This is a genomic window from Maritimibacter dapengensis, from assembly GCF_019218265.1.
Lineage (GTDB): Bacteria > Pseudomonadota > Alphaproteobacteria > Rhodobacterales > Rhodobacteraceae > Maritimibacter > Maritimibacter dapengensis.
Genome location: NZ_JAHUZE010000002.1, coordinates 1,161,339 through 1,179,094 on the forward strand (window position 1 = coordinate 1,161,339; position 17,756 = coordinate 1,179,094).

Sequence of the window (17,756 nt, forward strand, 5' to 3'; positions counted from 1 at the left end):
CTCTGGCCCAAAGGTCAACGGCTGGCACGCCTCGTCACAAGCGCGAGCGTGTATCGGCCCCGCCAACGAGCTGGCCATGCGTCTCGATGGCGAAACGGTCTGTCATGCCCGCGATGTAATCCGCGACGATCCGCGCCAGCGCCCGCTCATCCGTGGCCTTCGCCACGTCTTCGCGCCATTCCGAAGGCAGAAGCTCGGGGTTTTCCATGAAGAGCGGGAAAAGCTCGTTCACGATCATGGTGACTTCCTTGCGCATCAAGACGACCGAATGGGCGCGGTAGACCTGCCGGAACAAAAAGCCCCGCAGCGTCTTCAACTCTTGCCACAACGCGTCCGAGAAACGGATCAACTGCTGGCCCGCGTGCCGAACGTCCTCGGCGGAACCCGGCTTCGCTTCCGCGATCAATTCCTGCGACCGCGCCAAAACGTCCTCGACCATGGTACCGAAAACACGGCGCAGCGCCTCGTGCCGCCGACGGTTCGAATCGAGCAGCGGATAACGCCGGTCCACCTCGTCGTATGCGCGTTTGATCATCGGGATCTCGTAGATGTCTTCCTCGCTGATCAGGCGTGCCCGGATCGCGTCGTGAAGATCGTGGTTGTTGTACGCGATGTCGTCGGAAAGCGCTGCCACCTGTGCCTCGAGCGACGCATGGGTGCCAAGTTCGAGATCGTGGCGTGCGTTGTATTCCGCCAGCGCCACGGGAATATCGCCGGTCACCGGGCCGTTGTGCTTGGCAATTCCCTCGAGCGTCTCCCACGTCAGGTTGAGCCCGTCGAAATCGGCATAGTGGCGTTCGAGCGAAGTCACAATCCTGAGCGCCTGCGCGTTGTGGTCAAACCCGCCATAGGGCTCCATCAGCGCGTCCAGCGCATCCTCGCCGGTATGTCCGAAAGGCGTATGGCCAAGGTCATGCGCCAGCGCCACGGCTTCGGTCAGGTGCTCGTTCAAACCAAGAGTGCCCGCAATGGTCCGCGCGACCTGCGCCACCTCGATCGAATGGGTTAGCCGCGTGCGGTAGTAATCGCCCTCATGCTCCAGAAAAACCTGCGTCTTGTGTTTCAGCCTGCGAAACGCCGAGGCATGGATGATGCGGTCGCGGTCGCGTTGAAACGCTGACCGGAAGACGCTTTCGTCCTCAGGGAAGAGCCGCCCGCGGCTCGATTTCGGATCACACGCGAATGTGGCTGTCATGCTCGCCTCGTTCCCTTGCCGCCCCCCGGCACTCCTCCTATATTCCATTGGAGAGACAAGGAAAACACGGGTGTCGATATGGAACTCAACCTGCCCCCCAAAGTGACCGACCGCGCCTTCGCCCGGCTGGGCGAGATCGGTGCGGGCAAGGACGGCAAAGCCCTGCGCGTCGCCGTCGAAGGTGGCGGATGTTCGGGCTTTCAATACGATATCGCGCTGGACGATCCCGGCGACGGCGACCTCGTGCTCGAAGGCTCGGGCGAGAAAGTCGTGATCGACGAAGTGTCGCTCCCGTTCCTCGCAGGTGCCACGATCGACTTCACCGAGGAACTGATTGGGGCCCGGTTCATCATCGACAACCCGAACGCGTCCAGCTCCTGCGGTTGCGGCACGTCCTTTTCCATGTAAGACGCTGAACTTGCGACTTGCGTCGCAAACGGGGGCTCTGCCCCCGCACCCCCGAAGTATTTTCGGAACAATGAAGGGGACCGTGGACAAGGGACGCGCGGCATGAGTGAACAGGACCCTTTGGTAATTTTCACGCCTTCGGGCAAACGCGGTCGCGTGGCACCGGGCACGAAGGTGCTGGACGCAGCCCGTGCGCTCGGGGTCGATCTGGATTCCGTCTGCGGGATGCGAGGGATCTGTTCCAAGTGTCAGGTCGCGCCGGGTGTCGGCGAATTCTCGAAACACGGCGTGACCGTTTCCCCCGACGCCCTGTCGCCCATCAACGCGGTCGAGGAACGATATGACCGGGTGCGCGGGCTGAAGCCGGGGCGTCGGCTGGGATGCCAGGCGCAGGTGCTGTCGGACGTGGTCATCGACGTGCCCCCCGAAAGCCAGGTACACAAGCAGGTGGTGCGAAAACGCGCCGAGGTCCGCGACATCGTGCTTTCTCCAACGGTGTCGCTTTCCTATGTCGAGGTTGCCGAGCCGGACATGCATCACCCATCGAGCGATGCGGAGCGGCTCCTGGATGCGCTCAAGGCGCAGACCGGGCACGACGATCTCGACTTCGACCGCGCTCTTCTCCCGTCGTTGCAGAAGACCCTGCGGGCCGGGAAATGGTTGGTCACCGCCGCGATCCACGATGACGGCGCCCCGGTCGTGGTGGCGCTCTGGCCGGGGTTTTACGAAGGCAAGCTGCATGGGCTTGCCGTGGATCTGGGGTCGACCACCATCGCAGGCCATCTCGTACAGCTAGACACCGGCGAGGTGCTCGCCTCCTCCGGCCTGATGAACCCGCAGATCCGCTTTGGCGAAGACCTGATGAGCCGGGTCTCCTACGCCATGCTGAACGAGGGCGGCGCGACCGAGATGACAGCGGTCGTGCGCGAGGGCATCGGGCGGTTGGTCGACGAGTTGATCGAAGAGGCGGGAATAGAGCGCGGCAGCCTGCTGGATGCGACCTTCGTGATGAACCCGGTGATGCACCACCTCTTTCTTGGCCTTGATCCATACGAACTGGGCCAGGCCCCTTTCGCGCTGGCCGTCGGGTCGGCGCAATCCTGCAAGGCCAATGATCTCGGGCTGGATATCGCCCCTGGCACCCGCGCGTATGTCCTGCCGCTGATTGCGGGCCATGTCGGTGCAGATGCCGCTGCGGTCGCCCTGTCCGAAGCGCCACACCGCTCCGACGACCTCGCACTCGTCGTGGACGTCGGCACCAATGCCGAGATCATGCTTGGCGACAAAACCGGCGTCCTCGCCTGCTCCTCGCCCACCGGCCCCGCCTTCGAAGGTGCGCAGATCAGTGCCGGCCAGCGTGCCGCCCCCGGCGCAATCGAGCGTGTCCAGATCGACCCCACGACGAAAGAGCCGCGCTTCCGTGTGATCGGCGTGGACCTGTGGTCCGACGAAACCGGCTTCGAAACCGCCGTCGCCGCGACCGGCATCACCGGCATTTGCGGTTCGGGCATCATCGAGGCGGTGGCCGAGATGCGCATGGCGGGCATTGTGGACCCGACCGGCCTCATCGGCTCGGCAGACCAAACCGGGACGCCGCGCTGCATTCTCGATGGGCGCACTCATTCCTACGTTCTTTGGGAAAATGGAGACCGGCAGATCACCGTCACCAACGGCGACATCCGCGCGATCCAGATGGCCAAGGCCGCGCTCTATGCCGGCGCGCGGCTCCTGATGGACAAACGCGGTGTGGACAGCGTCAACCGCGTGGTGCTCGCAGGCGCTTTCGGGGCGCATATCTCGCCCAAGCACGCCATGGTGCTGGGCATGATCCCCGACTGCCCGCTGGAAAAGGTCACGAGCGCAGGCAATGCCGCTGGGACCGGCGCGCGCATCGCGCTCCTGAACCGCGAGGCACGGCGCGAGATCGAGGGGCTGGTGCGCAAAATCGAAAAGATCGAAACCGCCGTGGAACCCCGGTTCCAGGAACATTTCGTTGCCGCCACCGCCATGCCGAACGCCGCCGACCCCTTTCCGCTCCTGCGCGGCGTGGTGACCCTGCCGGAGGTCGACTTCAACACCGGGGGCGACGGCGCTGGTGGCGGCCGCCGCAGACGCCGGCGCGGTTAGGCTTGACGAAGCCCCCGGCGCTTCGTATCTCAGCGATCACGCGGGTGTAGCTCAATGGTAGAGCAGCAGCTTCCCAAGCTGACGACGAGGGTTCGATTCCCTTCACCCGCTCCATATTTTTCCTCATATAAATCAGTAAGATATGTGGAATATCCGGGGAATTTTCCACGATTCAAAAGGGGAAGAAAAGGGAACAAAATGGTCAGGTGTGGGAGGTTCCTCCCACAGTGAGTCCCCACACAACACGCATACGTTCTCGTTTTCCTCTTTCCCACAGTCCCAAGTTGAAGAGCAAAACAAGACACTCAAGCAGCATGGTGTATATGACTTTGTTTTTTCTACTTGTGCAAAACGCAGGCCGTTTTGTACTCAACCCTTGCGCGAAAATTGCCATCCAAAAATGAGGGTTAAGTCGGGTTAGTGCGCCGTCTCGCTACCTATAGGGCCGTTACTCCGAGAACGCGTATTTGGCCAAACTGTAGAACAAATGATCAGCCGCATTTGTACTGCTTCCCAGATCATGCGATCTCCATTCTTTGGCATTCGCCGCAAATTTCGAGATGTCGACGATTTCCAATGTGTTTTCCACGAACTTCAAGGATCATAGCGAACCTAGTGGGACTTCGTTCTGCGTCAGGACCGTGGCAGGAATTGATTTTTCTTGTGCCTCGTATTCGCCTGCCATTGTCCCGGTGAAGACTGTTCCCGTAACGCAATTTTCAAAAACACCGTCGAACCGAAAACTGTGCTCAAGAAGTCGTTGAACGCGCGGTTCCGACGACACACGAATTGAAGGTTTCCAGGGTCCACTTGATGACCAATAAGAACCGGAATCCCTTCGGCGCTCTCCTCAAAAGGTGGGTGAAACCTTAAAAATCTTCCATGACTGAAAAAAATTGAGATATGAATACTAGTATTGTATCGATATTGGAAACAATTGGTTCCCTCAGTACCCCTCCCCGGTTGCGCCCCCCAAAGCGCGCCGGGGCCCCTTTTCTGAGGATACTAGGAAAGACCTTTCTGGCGTGTGGAAAGACAACTCAATATTTGCCCAGATTTACGGTTCCGTATCCGGCCCAAATTGGCCCCTCGAAACTTTTTTGCGATGACACGGTCACAGATGGCAATGCGGTCATGGTCGGTTTCAAGTACCTGTGGCCTGGCCGGTTCCATGAGCGCCTGAACATCTCAAAACGCCAACACGCGCGTATCGTTCGGGACCGGGTGACGTCGATTGGTCTAGGAGCGAGCGCTAACAGAACCCATTCAATCCGCAGAACAAAAGTCACTCAGATCAACAAGAAGACCGGAGACCTTCGAGCCGTCCAGCTCCTCCTAGACCACACCAAAAAAAGCGCGGTACGATACATTGTGGTGGAGCTTGAGGGTGCCTTGGCGATTGCCGAGGCCATAGAAATCTACCTACAGGGGGCCGCTTTCAAGGGCGGCCCGCACCGCATTCTCGGCACCACGCTCGGATGCTGCGGTTTCGGCCCGCCAACCAGCCATTCGCTGCGGCGCCATTTGGGGAGATGATCGACGTAGTGTTTCGCGCAACAAGCCTGTCATACAAAGCCGGTTTCGATTCCGGCCTTGCACGCATAGGGGTCGACTTGCAGCTCACGTAAACAGAACCGGTTCCTTGCGCCGCGTATCAACCTTCAGCGTAAACACGTCCGGGCAGGCATAATGTCCGGCCACGTCAAACAGCCGGCGGCGTTCCGCGACCGACGAAAGATCGACCTCGGCTTCGATCAATCCTTGTGTCTTCTGCGCAGGTCCCGCCAACACCCGACCGCCCGGCGCAATGATCGACGCATTGCCGGGGCTGACCCATTCGCCCCACTCGATCATGTCTTCGCGCCCGGGCAGATCGGCAGGCAAGTTATCGAAGCGGACGCACCCGTTTACGCCTACGACGATGCAGCCCCCTTCCATACCGATATGCTGCATCGTGACGTGCCAGACCTCTTCGTTATAAGCCGTTGGCGCGCAAAGGATCTCCATATTCTGTGCATAGAGCGCCATTCGCGCCATCGGCATGTAATTCTCCCAACACAGCAACACACCGATGCGTCCAACCGCGCTGTCCACCACCCGAAGGGAGGAGCCGTCGCCGAACCCCCAAACGGTCCGCTCTGCGTTGGTCGGCATGAGCTTTCGGTGGATATTCAGGATCGTGCCGTCGGCGTCGATGACGACCCCTGTGTTGTAGAGCGTCCCTCCCGACTTCTCCTGTATTCCAAGCACAACCACGATATGGTTTTCGCGGGCCGCCTCCTGGATCGGGGCGAGAACATTTGTGGTCAGATCGGAGGCGTTGTCCCACAGCCGTTTGTAGATCGCCGCGTAATCGCCGTCCTCGTCATGGGTCGGTGTCAATGCCCAAACGAAATCGACATAACCGGGAAACCAAGCTTCGGGAAACACGACAAGTTTGCTTCCTCCTGCCGCGGCGCGTCCGATGATCTCCACTCCTCGCTCGATGGAACCCGACAGATCGTAATAGACCGGTGGCTCATGCACAGCTGTCACTTTCATCGAAATCTCCCGTCTGAACGCTCTGCACTCAATCTAGCGTCCATCCTGCGACGAAAGATACCTCCCCGTTAGTGGGCGTGAGGCCGGAACAAGCATGAAGCGGACCTCGCATGCATTGCGGTGTTCGTAACGCCAAGGACCTGAAATCTTGCAGTGGAATCGGCCCATGCCAGAACATTGCAATTATCGGCTTCGCTGCAGCGCAGCTTCCCCAATCCGGTCCTTCACTACATCGCGCGAAAATGTCGGATACGTGAAAGTTGGCCCCCGTCGTTGCATTTTCGTACAGACTTTTTATCTGCTACTTGTTTTTGGGGTGTCTTGCACGCGAACCTGCAGCCGGGCCAGTGCATTGGATAATTGCTCAGCTTCAAAACTGCGCGTTGCTTCTGACGGGTAGATCTCTTCACCATCTGCTATCTGCGCAGCTTCAAGGGCTAGATCGGCAAGCGGTTTGAGGTAGCGCAGAGCAAAGACAAGAGCGAGCACGCCGATGGCGGCGAACAGGAAGAAAGCCGTCCAGATCATGGACGTCCACACGTTCCCGATTGTGCCAATGCTTGCCGCAATCGGCACTTGCACAACAAGGGACCAGCCGAAGTCGGGCATGTCGCCTTCGATAAGCTCGGGGAGAACGCCGGAAACACTGCCTCTGTTACCGTCCTTCATCACGATGCTCTCGAAGTTCGTGCCAAGTTCGGCGCGGGACAGGATCAAGGGCGACAGGTGTGTGTCCAGATCACCTTCGCGCAGGAACAAGGGGGCTGCGCTGTTGTCAAGAACGGTGACGTCCACGTCGAGCCGTTCGGCGGAGCTCTGGATGAAGTCCTCCAACCACGAACCTTGCAGCTTGTATACGGCGAGCCCTTTTACTCGGCCCAGCCGGTCACGGACCGGGCGCGAGATGAAAATCGAGGCTTCGCCCGTGGCGCTGCGTGCTGCGACGGTTTGAACAGTGTCGCGGCGAAGGCCTTGATTAAACCACGCCATTGTGGAGACGTTGGTGCCTTCGTTCACTCCCAATCCACCTGCCAGAACCGTTCCGTCAAGATCGACTACGGCCGCCCATGTTACGCCGTCGGACGCCATCATGGCGGCGTCTGTCAGAACGCGCATGCCGTCGTAATCCTCGGTGTTCACATAAGTGCTAAACCCAACCAGACTGTCCCATTCCCGTGCGACAAGGCTCGACACGGCAAGTTGGATCGAGCGTGCTGCGTGGTGAGTGACCTGACCTTGCGAGCGGATCGAAAGGTCCTCGAGCTTCTTCTGGAATGGAAATAGAAAAACGAAGATAGCCAGCAGGAATGCCACTGTTGCTGTAAGGAACAATGTGCTGATAATGCGCGGCTGATGTTGTGCCTTCTTCGTCAAGGACATTGCATGACCCCGTGGCTGCATTAATCCTTATCTGATAAATAGGTTTGGCGAAATTGAGGCAAGACTAGGTTTCCCAAGTGGCAAGGAGGCTTTCCTGAAGAATAGTCTCTTCAATCGAAATCTCGGCAGACAGACAGGAGATAAGTATCCGATGAACCGGCGAACCCTTATGTCTTTGGCTTTGGGGGCTGCATTGCCTGCCGCGGTCCCGACACTGGTGAGGTCAGGCACCTTGACTGCCTGGGAACACTGGAAATCGGACTTTTTGGAGGAGAGCGGTCGTGTGATTGATGAAATGCAGGGCGGCGTGAGCCACTCGGAAGGGCAAGGATACGGCCTTTTGCTGGCACAGGCTTTTGGGGACCGCGCAGCTTTCGATGCAATCGAGGCATGGACGACCGAGCAACTTCTGATCCGTAAAGACGCGCTTATGGCGTGGCGATGGAGCCCTTCAGACGTGGCACAAAGAGAAACTGGTGCAAGGGACTGGCACACAGCGACGGATGGGGACCTTTTTAGGGCGTGGGCCCTTCTTAGAGCCGAGGTCTTTTCAGGTTGGGGCGATTACGGTGACACCGTCCGAGACATTGCAAATGCTTTGGTCGAGCTTTGTCTATTGCCGGACCCACGAGCACCGGAGGAGCCGGTTCTGAGTCCGAGCGCTGATGCGCCGGTTTTCGCTGAGGGAGTCTTGTTCAATCCTTCCTACGTCATGTCGCGCGCGCTGCGAGAGGTGGGCGCGTTTGCGGGCGCCGAGGAACTGGTACGCGCGGCCGATCACGGCGAAATCATCCTCTCCGAACTCGCAAGTGTCGGTCTCGTCCCCGACTGGGTCCTCGTCACGCCGGACGGTTTCCTCCCCGCAACTGGGTACAGCAATCGGCATGGATATGATGCGATCCGGGCAGCGCTTTATCTTTTTTGGTCGGGCCGAGGTGATCATCCGGCGGTCTCACAAAAAGTCGCTCTATGGCCCGCAGGACGAGACCTGCCGGTCGTATCCACTGTCGATGGTCAGATTTTGGAGCGCAGCACATTCGCTGGCTACAGAGCCGTATCGGAGCTGATCCGATGCGGGCGCCTTGCCCCGGGACAAGACACGCAAGAGCCTTACTATCCAGCGACTTTGGGGCTTCTGGCTTATGTCGCTAGGCGGGAAAGCGGGCTCTGTGATGGATAGGACGTTCCTTACTTTCGACAATATTGGTTCGTATGATGATTAATAAAACCAAAGGCTTCGGCATCCGGCTGGACTAAACCAGAAGAGGTTCATCTTGCGGTACTTTCGGCTAGTATTCGGGCTTATCGTTATTGTCGGAGCACTCTACATACTTGTGGCCGAGCATGTGACGGGGGCGAGTTCCAATGCTTTCGTAAACGCCCCGATCATCACGGTTCGCTCGCCTGTCGCGGGTGACGTCGATGTACTATCGCGTATTGTCGGTTCGGGGGTGTCAGCTGACACGGTTGTGTTTACGGTGATCGACAGACGTGCGGACGGGCTGCGGCTGGACGATCTCGTTCTGGAGCACGAAATCGCGCTGTCCGATGTCGAGCGTCTCGATACTCAAATCGCTGCCGTCGAGGATCACAGGACGCGACTTGAACAGAAGTACCAAGCGTATGCGAGCTTTCGCGCTAAGGAAATATTTAGAGGTGTTGGGGCGGACGCTGATGCGGGTACTGAAGAATTCTACTCGCCGGAGAGGTTGCTCGACCTGAACGCACCCCAAACGGATGCGGTTCAAGACCAAACAGTTGGGGCCGAAGGGCAAGAAAAGCCGGAGTCATTGCGGGTACTTCAATTGAACGGCGCGAAGGAAGGGATCTTCCTCGACAATTCGGCGGGGGCGACATGGAATTACGCCTATTGGTCCGAGACCGCTCGACATCTATCGGCACGGCTGCAAGCGGAAATGACAGCGGCGCAGGCAGTGGTCGCGTCTTACGAAGAACGTATCACGCGGGAACGCCAACGGATGAGCCGGCTCACTGGCGACGATGTCGTGGCGACGGTCAATGGCGTGCTTTGGGAGAAGCTGTCGGGCAATGGACTGAATATTCAGCGCGGTGATCCGGTCGTGCAGATTGCCGATTGTTCGTCGACGGTCGTTTCCCTGAGTGTTTCGGAGATGGTCTATAATCGTCTAAGCACAGGCGATCCCGCCATTTTTCGACTGGCCGGAGAAGCGCGTGTAATGGAGGGCACAATTTCGCGTCTTGCAGGGGCCAGTGCCGAAGCAGTGTATGAGAATATGGCGATCAAACCGAGCGGCGAGCATCTTCAACGCTATGACGTGACCCTGATTGTGCCTGAGCTTCGCACTTCGGATGGCTCCTCCGGTTGTAATCTGGGCAAGACCGGTCGTGTGTTCTTCGAGGACCGGCCCCTAGATCCGCTGCGCCGATTCCTGAATTAGGGGCACAAAGATGATCTATCCGAGCGATCTTTGGTCGAGCGTGGTCCAACTGACTCTGATCTTGGGGCTCGCGGTCGTGATCCCTATCGTCTTCGACAAAAACAAGACGTCGCATCGCGTGGTCATGCTCGTGATCGCGATGGTGCTAGCCGTTCGGTATATTTTTTGGCGAGCGACCGAAACTGTCGCACCGCTAGGGTTTACTTTGGACTGGTTCGCAAGTTGGGCGTTGCTCGGTCTGGAGTTGCTCGCTCTGATCGGGTCCATGAGTTCCTTTGCCATCATGATGCGGTTCAAAACACGGTCCCAGGAGGCCTCGGAACACGCAAATTGGTGGGGCACGGCCCCTGAACCCTCAGTGACGCTTATGATCGCGACCTACAACGAAGAACTCGACGTGCTCGAGCGTACTATCATCGGGGCAAAAGCTTTGCGCCACCCGAACAAGGAGGTGTTAGTTCTGGATGACGGGCGGCGCGATTGGCTACGCGATTACTGCAAGCGCGCAGAGGTCGGCTATATGAGTCGTTCGGACAACAAGGACTCCAAGGCGGGAAACATCAACCATGCGTTGGAACGCCTCGCCAAACGTTCGTCGCCGCCCGATTTCGTGGCCGTGCTGGACGCCGACTTCGTACCGCACCGCGGCTTCTTGCGCCGGTCGCTCGCCCTGTTTCACGACCCCGAGGTGGGGCTTGTGCAGACTCCGCAGCACTTCTTCAATGCCGACCCGATCCAACACAATCTCGGTGTGAGCCGGTCCTATCCGGACGAGCAGCGGTTTTTCTTCGACCATATGCTGCCGTCGCGGGACGCTTGGGGGATCGCCTTCTGTTGCGGCACGTCGTCGGTAATCAGGTTCTCGGCTTTACAGGAAATCGGTGGGTTCCCGACCGAAAGCATCACCGAAGATTTCCTGTTGACCTTAGTGCTTCAAAGCCGGGACTGGCACACGGTCTATCTGAACGAACCACTTTCCGAAGGGCTTGCGCCCGAGGGGTTGAAAGAATACGTGACGCAGCGCGCGCGCTGGTGTCTTGGCCTGATGCAGATTGCGCGCGGGGCAATGGGACCGTTTGCCAAGAATGGTTTGCGGTTAAGGGATCGGTGGAGCGTTTTGGACTCGGTCTTCTACTGGCTCACGACTTTTGCCTTCCGGCTGGCCGCACTCGTATTCCCGATGCTCTATTGGTACGGAAACGTGACGGTCGTAAACGCGCAGCTTGGCGATGTTATTTCGTATTTCGGCGTTTATTACCTGTGGGTGTTACTTACACTGAACCTCCTGTCGCGTGGGCAAGTGGTCCCCGTTCTTAGCGATGTGAGCCAGTTGATCGCGGCCTATCCTATTGCAAGGTCCGCAATCACGGGATTGATCAAACCATATGGCCATCCGTTCAGCGTGACCGCAAAAGGCGGTGACAGGAGTACAGTCGTGGTGCAATGGCGGATGATGCTACCTTTTGCTCTCATGCTTCTGCTCACGGTGGTCGCCCTGATGCTCGGCGTCTTTTTCGACCGCTTCGCGTTCTTCGATGCGGGCGACGGTAAATGGGTGATATTGTTTTGGACCGTCTACAACATCGTCGTGCTGATGGTAACGATGGTGGCCTGTGTAGAGTTGCCACGGCGGGAACGTCATGTGGCCGATGTGCCAGAGCAGGTGCAAGTGCACTTTGCAGGGCAGAATCTAAAACTTTGGATGTCCAACTTGACGCTCGACCATGCAAGGTTGCGGGGGCACCGGTTTGATGTTGGTACGCATGGGACAATCGAGCTTGAAGGTGTGGGCGGCGTGCCAGCCTATGTCAGTGCGCGGCTGGAAAACGGCGTAAGGTTGCAGCTACTTCCAGACGACAAACAACGCCAAGCTCTTTTTCTCAAGTTCTACACCGAGGATAACACCCCTGGAATCCTTAGTGTTCGGATGTCGAGCATGTTACGTGATATCGCGCGGCGGTTCACATTCAGTTCGGAGAAGAAGCAGGAGTAATGCCAATGGCACTTAAAAAGTTCCTGAAAAATATCTGGGCTGGAGTCCTTGCTGCGTGCGTGGCTTTGAACTGCCCCAGTACCGTTCTGGCGGATGGCACGTTTTTCCAAGTCGATGCTTCGCCGACGACCGCAAACGGCACATTGTCCGTCGAGCGCGGAGAAATTGCCTATGGCGCAGGCGTCAGCCAATATATCGGGGGAACCGACTTAAATGCTTCTGTAACTTACAAAGTAGTCATAGGAGAAGCTTTTCCGGTCACGTTCCGTGCTGGTCCGGCGTTTCAATACGAGGCGCTAACGACCGCGAAGGTCGGTCTGCGCTTCGTAGCCGAGCATTACTCGGATACCTCCTTCGGCCATGTCTTCGCGCTTGGTGAATTCACAACCATCGACGCGGGCTATTTTGGGTTGCTAGCCGTTGGTTTTAACGAACCGGATGTCGATTTCGAATTCACCGTTCAAGGCGACAATAAAGGCTACCTCGACCAATCTGTCGCCGCGACAATCGGCATTCCCGAAACGAAAGCGCGAGTCCGCTTCGGATATCGCATTAATTCGCAAGAGATCTTTGGTGGCATTTCCATCAACACGTTTTGAGGTCTGGACTTATAGCCAATAGATGACAAATGTTGCGTCTTTAAACACGTTTATCGCATTTAATGGTTTTCTGGCGCTGTCTTCGAACGGGGATGCAAGCAAAGTGCCTTTGTCACTCCAATTTAGTGTGATTGTACATCCCGAAGGTGTACTTGGAATTCTGGATAGTGCGATCGTACGTCCCCTTTAACCTTTGGCTACGGCATACTTGCAACCGCAGCGAAATTCCACTTTCCGCGCTCCACACGTGATGCGGAAAACGGACCATTCCAGTCTTTCAAATGGGGCCTCCTTCGCCGTGCCGCGGCCCGAAATTTCGGACATTCGCTGCGACCTTGAAATCGGTGGGCAAGCGAATACACAATCCACGGGACAGCACTGCCATTGGCTGAGCGGGAAATTCCGCTTAGGCTCGGACCGGTTCGAGTGCTGGAATTTCAGGCCGAGGAGTATCATTTGAGAACTCAGGAAGTTGATGAAGTGACCCTCGTAATGGAGTCTTACATTCAGGGAACGCGCGAGGGCGATGCCGAACTTCTCAGGCGGGTTTTCCACCCGGAAGCTATGGTTGCTGGTTGGTTCGGCGGTGACCTGCTTCTGCGCCGCCCAGATGGCTTCATCGCGCGCGCCGCAAGTACCGAATCGGGGCCCAACTACAAAGCTACCATCGGTTCGATTTCCGTCATTGGCCGAACCGCAACTGCAACCATCTATGAAGATGGACTATGGGACGACCGGTCTTTCGTAAATCTGTTTCAACTAATCCGCGATGCCGGGAACCACTGGGTTATTACCGCCAAACTATTTCACATGGACTGACGACGTCTGCCCTTTACCGCTTCTTTCGCAACGGCGACACCGGGCTCGGTACCACCTTCCGCGTTGCGGCACCTCACTAAAATTTGCACAGCCTTAGATCGGCGTGAACGGCCCAATCCTGAATTTGCCAGACTGGTTATCGCAGCGTCACAGCTTCCACGAACCGGTCCTTGGTGGCAACGTGCAGTATCGTTTTCCAGTCTGAGGTCCGCAGTGCGGGACGACATCGTCGACCACGAAAAATCTCAATTGGCCATCTGATGGCCAATCTTCTAACGTTGTTCTCATGGCCTATAATTATGACAAGCTATTTGGCGAAACCCGCGACGCATTGGGTGAGCCTACAGCAGTTTTTGTCGATTTCTTTGATCAACTTGGGCGGCAAGACGTCCGAGTTTTGGATGTCGGTTGTGGGCAAGGGCGCGATGCAATTTTTGTCGCAAGAAAGGGCCATCGCGTGGTCGGAGTGGACATCTCGCAGAATGGCATCCGTGATCTAAGGAATGTGGCAGCGCAGGAGAGTTTGCCTATTGAAGGCGTTGTCGCTGACATTGCCTCCTACGAGCCAGTTGGTTTTTTCGACATCGTGTTGATTGACCGGACATTGCACATGCTGGCTCGGCAAGAACGTCTCACAGTGCTAGGAAGATTGCTTGACCATGTGGAAAAGCAAGGATGGGTCTTGATCGCCGATGAAACTTCCAACATCGAGGACTTCAAAAGCGTTCTGTCCGCACATCCAGCATGCTGGCATACGGCCTTGTCTCACGGTGGCAAGCTGTTCTTGTGTAGGACTGAAAGGTAGCTTCGGGCCCAAACCTGTCATGCGCCGGTGCGGCACCGGACGAGACCGAACCACGACCTCCCAGGCTACGTGTTCGGCCCTAGGCTTTCGTTGAAGCCCAACAATGCGAGAGGCCGGAAGCGGCCCTAAGCTGCCGTTGCTTTGGCTGCGGAGAAAGTCCGCTTCGCGTCCAGCATGACCTTCAAGCTCCGCGAGCTTGCCCGGCTCGTTTTGATTCTTTAGTTATGTTCCAAAGTCGCGCCACAACTCCTTCAGCATCGAAAGGTCTGCATGGCACTTGCCAAGGTCATCGTATTTACCCTGATCGCCGCGCTTTTTAGTGCGACGGTTCTGGTGATGGACGTCGATGCTCCGCATGGCGTGACAGGCGAGATGTCTCGGATGGATTGCAATGCCTGCCCCGATGCTGTGGACCATGACGCAACGCCCCACATGGGGGATTGTGCAAACGGGGCCAGTTGCATGATGGCAGCGGTGACTGTCGGTCAACGCCCTGTCGTGATGGATCGGGTGGTGACCGAGTGGATCGCCGTGCCGGCGAGCATCACCGTTGTTTCCGCCAGCCCAACGCTCGATCTGCCGCCTCCGCGCGCCTGAGGCTGATTTTCGTTTCGCCGTCGGTCTTGTCCGACGTCCGAAAGCCGCGCGGAGTGCGCGGGCAGTCTTATCGAGAGCAATATGAACAAACTCTATCTTTTGGCCGCTTTGGCGGTCATCGTCGCGGGCAGCGCTTACATTGCGACTCGTCCGGATACCTCCATGCCGCAGGGCGCGAGCGCACCGAGTGACACCCCTGCCGAAGGTGCGCCGCTCGTCGCCGTCACCCTGCCGGAGACCCTGTCACCCCAAGCGCAGATGGGCGAGCGCGGGTTCAACGCGGTCTGTGCCGATTGTCACGGGGAAAACGCCCAAGGCAAAATGGGCTTCGGCCCGCCGTTGGTTCACAAGATTTACGAGCCATCCCACCATGCCGACATGGCGTTTCAGCTGGCCGTGCAAAATGGCGTCACGGCGCATCATTGGAAGTTCGGCAATATGCCCGCGCAAGACGGTCTGACACAGGCCGACGTGCAGGCGATCACCACTTACGTCCGTGAACTCCAGCGCGCGAATGGGATCGACTGATGGACCGTTTCACCCTATCCCGCCGTGCCTTTTTCGCAGGAAGTGCGGCGGCGCTCTGCACGCGCCCGACTTGGGCCGACACGCCAAACACCCTGACCGCGCGCAAGGCGTCCGTGCAACTTGCCCCCGAGGATTATCCCCAGACCGAGGTTTGGAGCTACGACGGCACGCTTCCGGGCCAGACCATCCGTGTGCCTCAGGGCGGGCGGTTGACCCGGCGGTTGGTCAATAACCTCGACGTGCCGACCTCGGTCCACTGGCACGGTATCCGTATCGACAACGCGATGGACGGGGTTGCGGGGCTGACGCAAGACGCGGTGCCACCCGGTGAGAGCTTTGACTACGACTTCTCGCTGCCGGATGCCGGAACCTATTGGTATCACGCGCATACCAATTCGATGGAGCAGGTGGCGCGGGGCCTTGCCGGGGCGCTTATCGTCGAGGAACCCGACGCGCCGGATGTGGACCGCGACGAGGTCCTCATGCTCGACGATTGGCTGATCAATCCGGAGGACGGGCAGTTCTATGACGACTTCGATCAGCCCATGAGCCTGTCGCATGGTGGGCGCATGGGGAACCTGAACGGGACCAACGGGCAGTATCAGTTGGAGCTTCCCGCGCGCAAAGGCGAACGCCTCCGCCTGCGCCTGATCAATGCTGCCAATGCGCGGATCTTCGCGCTGCGGCTTCAAGGACTGACGGGCTGGACAATGGCGTTGGATGGGATGCCATTGGAGGCGCCGGAGCCGGTGATGGGCGAGATCATTCTTGCCCCAGCGCAGCGTGTCGATCTCATCGTCGACGTTACGGCGGAGGAAGGCGAGACCGCAGCGATCCTTCGTTTCGATGACGACGATCAATGGCGCGGGCAGGTGGCGTTTCCCGTGACCGGGACCCATTCCCGAACCGCGCGGGGTATTCCCGCGCCTCTGCCGCCCAACCCCAACACGGATCTGCCAGACCTGACGGAGGCCCGCAGGCTCGACATGGTGATGGAGGGCGGCGCGATGGGTCGTCTCGAAACGGCGTCCTATCAGGGGCGCGATATGGGGTTTCGTGAGCTTATGATGCAGGGCCAATTCTGGTCGCTTGCCGGACAGGTCGGGATGCCGGACGCGCCCTTCGCGGATCTCGATCGCGGTGAGGTCGTGCGGATGCGGATCGAGAACAACACGGTCTTCGCCCATGCGATGCACCTGCACGGCATGCATTTTCGCGAGGTGCGCGCGGGTGGCGACCTTGGACCGCTGCGCGACACCATTTTGAGCATCCCGAACGAATCGCTTGAGATCGCCTTTGCCGCCGACAACCCCGGCAAATGGCTGTTTCACTGCCATATGCTCGGCCATGCCAAAAGCGGCATGACGACATGGATCAACGTGGCCTGAGCCACGAATGAGGAGGAAAGACATGAAAATTATCAAACCCATCATGGCGGGCGCGTTCATCGCGCTCGCAACGGCGGCAATCGCGCACACTGGGGTCAAGGACCCCAACGTCAAAGCCCGCATGGACGGGATGAGCGCAATCGGGCAGGCCGTGAAAACCATCGGCACGATGATGAAGGGCGAGACAGCCTTCGATGGCGCCGCTGTCGATGCCGCTCTGGCCGAGATCGAAAACCGCGCCGCGCGTATCCCGGAGCGGTTCGAAGAAAACGTCATCACGCCGAAGTCCGAAGCGCGCCCTACGATCTGGGAGAGCACGGACGACTTTAACGAAAAGGCGTTGACGCTGGAAACGCTGGCCGCCACGCGTCAAGGCACGGTGTCCGGCCCCGACGATCTGCGCCCTCTGATGGGCGAGATTGGTGCAACCTGTAAATCCTGTCATTCGGAGTATCGAGATTGAGAGCCATCCTTGCGGCCATCTTGGCATTGACCCCGACCATCGCCACCTCCGAGCATATCCTCGGAGGTGCAGATATCTCCAACGGTGAAGCGGTCTATGCCGAGGCTTGCGCCGCCTGTCACGGGGCCGACCTTGAGGGGCAGCCCGACTGGCAGACGCCGGGCGCGGACGGTGTGATGCCGGCGCCGCCCCATGACAAAGCCGGCCACACGTGGCATCACGACAGCCAGTTATTGTTCGACTACACCAAGTTCGGCGGACAAGCCGCGCTCGAAGCACGCGGCGTCGAAGGGTTCACGAGCGGCATGCCCGCGTTTGCGGACACGTTGAGCGATGCGGATATCCGCGACGTTCTGGGCTATATCCGCTCAACATGGTCCGATCGCGTGCAGGCCATGCAGGATATGCGGAGCCACCAGCCGGGGAACTGAAACTACGCGGGGTGGGTAATTCTGATGACCTGCCCTTGACCTTCCAGTGACTGGAAGCACCA

16 protein-coding genes, 1 tRNA gene and 1 pseudogene are annotated in these 17,756 nt (G+C 58.4%); 15 read left to right on the forward strand and 3 right to left on the reverse strand.

Annotation, left to right across the window (positions count from 1 at the left end; all coding sequences use genetic code 11):
- Nucleotides 1-34: 34 nt before the first annotated feature.
- A complete protein-coding gene (locus KJP28_RS12070; protein ID WP_218392773.1) occupies nucleotides 35-1,195 on the reverse strand; it encodes a deoxyguanosinetriphosphate triphosphohydrolase in 1,161 nt (386 codons plus the stop codon).
- 78 nt (nucleotides 1,196-1,273) lie between these two features.
- Between KJP28_RS12070 and KJP28_RS12075 the strand changes: the two genes are divergently transcribed.
- The 4 genes and pseudogenes from KJP28_RS12075 to KJP28_RS12090 form a co-directional block, all read left to right on the forward strand.
- Complete coding sequence (locus KJP28_RS12075; protein ID WP_218392774.1) at nucleotides 1,274-1,603, forward strand: HesB/IscA family protein; 330 nt, start codon at nucleotides 1,274-1,276, stop codon at nucleotides 1,601-1,603.
- A 102-nt stretch (nucleotides 1,604-1,705) separates the two neighbouring features.
- Nucleotides 1,706-3,730, forward strand: a complete 2,025-nt coding sequence (locus KJP28_RS12080; protein WP_218392775.1) for an ASKHA domain-containing protein — start codon at nucleotides 1,706-1,708, stop codon at nucleotides 3,728-3,730.
- Nucleotides 3,731-3,770: 40 nt separating this feature from the next.
- Nucleotides 3,771-3,844: transfer RNA gene (locus KJP28_RS12085), tRNA-Gly, on the forward strand.
- A 1,017-nt stretch (nucleotides 3,845-4,861) separates the two neighbouring features.
- A pseudogene (locus KJP28_RS12090) lies at nucleotides 4,862-5,149 on the forward strand (site-specific integrase); the annotation flags it as partial.
- Nucleotides 5,150-5,350: 201 nt separating this feature from the next.
- Here the strand turns inward: KJP28_RS12090 and KJP28_RS12095 are convergent.
- On the reverse strand, nucleotides 5,351-6,271 hold the full coding sequence (locus KJP28_RS12095) for a carbon-nitrogen hydrolase family protein (RefSeq protein ID WP_218392776.1): 921 nt from the start codon (nucleotides 6,269-6,271) through the stop codon (nucleotides 5,351-5,353).
- A 294-nt stretch (nucleotides 6,272-6,565) separates the two neighbouring features.
- The gene (locus tag KJP28_RS12100; RefSeq protein WP_218392777.1) at nucleotides 6,566-7,651 is read right to left on the reverse strand and encodes a cache domain-containing protein; all 1,086 of its coding nucleotides are present in this window, start codon (nucleotides 7,649-7,651) and stop codon (nucleotides 6,566-6,568) included.
- 151 nt (nucleotides 7,652-7,802) lie between these two features.
- Here KJP28_RS12100 and KJP28_RS12105 point away from each other — a divergent pair, with 151 nt between their 5' ends.
- The 11 genes from KJP28_RS12105 to KJP28_RS12155 all read left to right on the forward strand — a co-directional run bounded on the left by KJP28_RS12105 (nucleotide 7,803) and on the right by KJP28_RS12155 (nucleotide 17,694).
- The gene (locus tag KJP28_RS12105) at nucleotides 7,803-8,831 is read left to right on the forward strand and encodes a family 8 glycosyl hydrolase (protein WP_255552320.1); all 1,029 of its coding nucleotides are present in this window, start codon (nucleotides 7,803-7,805) and stop codon (nucleotides 8,829-8,831) included.
- A gap of 154 nt (nucleotides 8,832-8,985) precedes the next feature.
- The gene (locus KJP28_RS20090) at nucleotides 8,986-10,071 is read left to right on the forward strand and encodes an HlyD family secretion protein (RefSeq protein WP_218392778.1); all 1,086 of its coding nucleotides are present in this window, start codon (nucleotides 8,986-8,988) and stop codon (nucleotides 10,069-10,071) included.
- 10 nt (nucleotides 10,072-10,081) lie between these two features.
- Nucleotides 10,082-12,064 carry a glycosyltransferase family 2 protein gene (locus KJP28_RS12115; protein ID WP_218392779.1) on the forward strand — a complete coding sequence of 661 codons (1,983 nt, stop codon included), beginning with the start codon at nucleotides 10,082-10,084 and terminating at the stop codon, nucleotides 12,062-12,064.
- A gap of 5 nt (nucleotides 12,065-12,069) precedes the next feature.
- Nucleotides 12,070-12,663, forward strand: coding sequence for a hypothetical protein (locus KJP28_RS12120; RefSeq protein WP_218392780.1), 594 nt, complete (start codon nucleotides 12,070-12,072; stop codon nucleotides 12,661-12,663).
- Nucleotides 12,664-13,047: 384 nt separating this feature from the next.
- Nucleotides 13,048-13,482 carry a nuclear transport factor 2 family protein gene (locus tag KJP28_RS12125; protein ID WP_218392781.1) on the forward strand — a complete coding sequence of 145 codons (435 nt, stop codon included), beginning with the start codon at nucleotides 13,048-13,050 and terminating at the stop codon, nucleotides 13,480-13,482.
- Nucleotides 13,483-13,768: 286 nt separating this feature from the next.
- Nucleotides 13,769-14,287: a class I SAM-dependent methyltransferase gene (locus KJP28_RS12130; RefSeq protein WP_218392782.1), complete on the forward strand. Its 519-nt coding sequence runs from the start codon at nucleotides 13,769-13,771 to the stop codon at nucleotides 14,285-14,287.
- 270 nt (nucleotides 14,288-14,557) lie between these two features.
- Nucleotides 14,558-14,884, forward strand: a complete 327-nt coding sequence (locus tag KJP28_RS12135) for a hypothetical protein (protein ID WP_218392783.1) — start codon at nucleotides 14,558-14,560, stop codon at nucleotides 14,882-14,884.
- A gap of 81 nt (nucleotides 14,885-14,965) precedes the next feature.
- Nucleotides 14,966-15,412, forward strand: coding sequence for a c-type cytochrome (locus KJP28_RS12140; RefSeq protein ID WP_218392784.1), 447 nt, complete (start codon nucleotides 14,966-14,968; stop codon nucleotides 15,410-15,412).
- Nucleotides 15,412-16,800 carry a multicopper oxidase family protein gene (locus KJP28_RS12145; RefSeq protein ID WP_218392785.1) on the forward strand — a complete coding sequence of 463 codons (1,389 nt, stop codon included), beginning with the start codon at nucleotides 15,412-15,414 and terminating at the stop codon, nucleotides 16,798-16,800. Before KJP28_RS12140 ends, KJP28_RS12145 begins: the two co-directional genes overlap by 1 nt.
- A gap of 22 nt (nucleotides 16,801-16,822) precedes the next feature.
- Nucleotides 16,823-17,263, forward strand: coding sequence for a c-type cytochrome (locus KJP28_RS12150; protein WP_218392786.1), 441 nt, complete (start codon nucleotides 16,823-16,825; stop codon nucleotides 17,261-17,263).
- Nucleotides 17,260-17,694: a c-type cytochrome gene (locus tag KJP28_RS12155; RefSeq protein ID WP_218392787.1), complete on the forward strand. Its 435-nt coding sequence runs from the start codon at nucleotides 17,260-17,262 to the stop codon at nucleotides 17,692-17,694. The genes KJP28_RS12150 and KJP28_RS12155 overlap by 4 nt, the downstream gene beginning before the upstream one ends.
- Nucleotides 17,695-17,756 lie beyond the last annotated feature (62 nt).

What these genes read in the sequence shown, in the direction of transcription:
- KJP28_RS12080 (WP_218392775.1), top strand. Translation starts at nt 1,706, where the DNA reads ATGAGTGAACAGGACCCTTTGGTAATTTTCACGCCTTCGGGCAAACGC.
- KJP28_RS12120 (WP_218392780.1), top strand. Translation starts at nt 12,070, where the DNA reads ATGGCACTTAAAAAGTTCCTGAAAAATATCTGGGCTGGAGTCCTTGCT.
- KJP28_RS12150 (WP_218392786.1), top strand. Translation starts at nt 16,823, where the DNA reads ATGAAAATTATCAAACCCATCATGGCGGGCGCGTTCATCGCGCTCGCA.
- KJP28_RS12115 (WP_218392779.1), top strand. Translation starts at nt 10,082, where the DNA reads ATGATCTATCCGAGCGATCTTTGGTCGAGCGTGGTCCAACTGACTCTG.
- KJP28_RS12130 (WP_218392782.1), top strand. Translation starts at nt 13,769, where the DNA reads ATGGCCTATAATTATGACAAGCTATTTGGCGAAACCCGCGACGCATTG.
- KJP28_RS12135 (WP_218392783.1), top strand. Translation starts at nt 14,558, where the DNA reads ATGGCACTTGCCAAGGTCATCGTATTTACCCTGATCGCCGCGCTTTTT.
- KJP28_RS12075 (WP_218392774.1), top strand. Translation starts at nt 1,274, where the DNA reads ATGGAACTCAACCTGCCCCCCAAAGTGACCGACCGCGCCTTCGCCCGG.
- KJP28_RS12145 (WP_218392785.1), top strand. Translation starts at nt 15,412, where the DNA reads ATGGACCGTTTCACCCTATCCCGCCGTGCCTTTTTCGCAGGAAGTGCG.
- KJP28_RS12095 (WP_218392776.1), bottom strand. Translation starts at nt 6,271, where the DNA reads ATGAAAGTGACAGCTGTGCATGAGCCACCGGTCTATTACGATCTGTCG.
- KJP28_RS12070 (WP_218392773.1), bottom strand. Translation starts at nt 1,195, where the DNA reads ATGACAGCCACATTCGCGTGTGATCCGAAATCGAGCCGCGGGCGGCTC.
- KJP28_RS12140 (WP_218392784.1), top strand. Translation starts at nt 14,966, where the DNA reads ATGAACAAACTCTATCTTTTGGCCGCTTTGGCGGTCATCGTCGCGGGC.
- KJP28_RS12100 (WP_218392777.1), bottom strand. Translation starts at nt 7,651, where the DNA reads ATGTCCTTGACGAAGAAGGCACAACATCAGCCGCGCATTATCAGCACA.
- KJP28_RS12105 (WP_255552320.1), top strand. Translation starts at nt 7,803, where the DNA reads ATGAACCGGCGAACCCTTATGTCTTTGGCTTTGGGGGCTGCATTGCCT.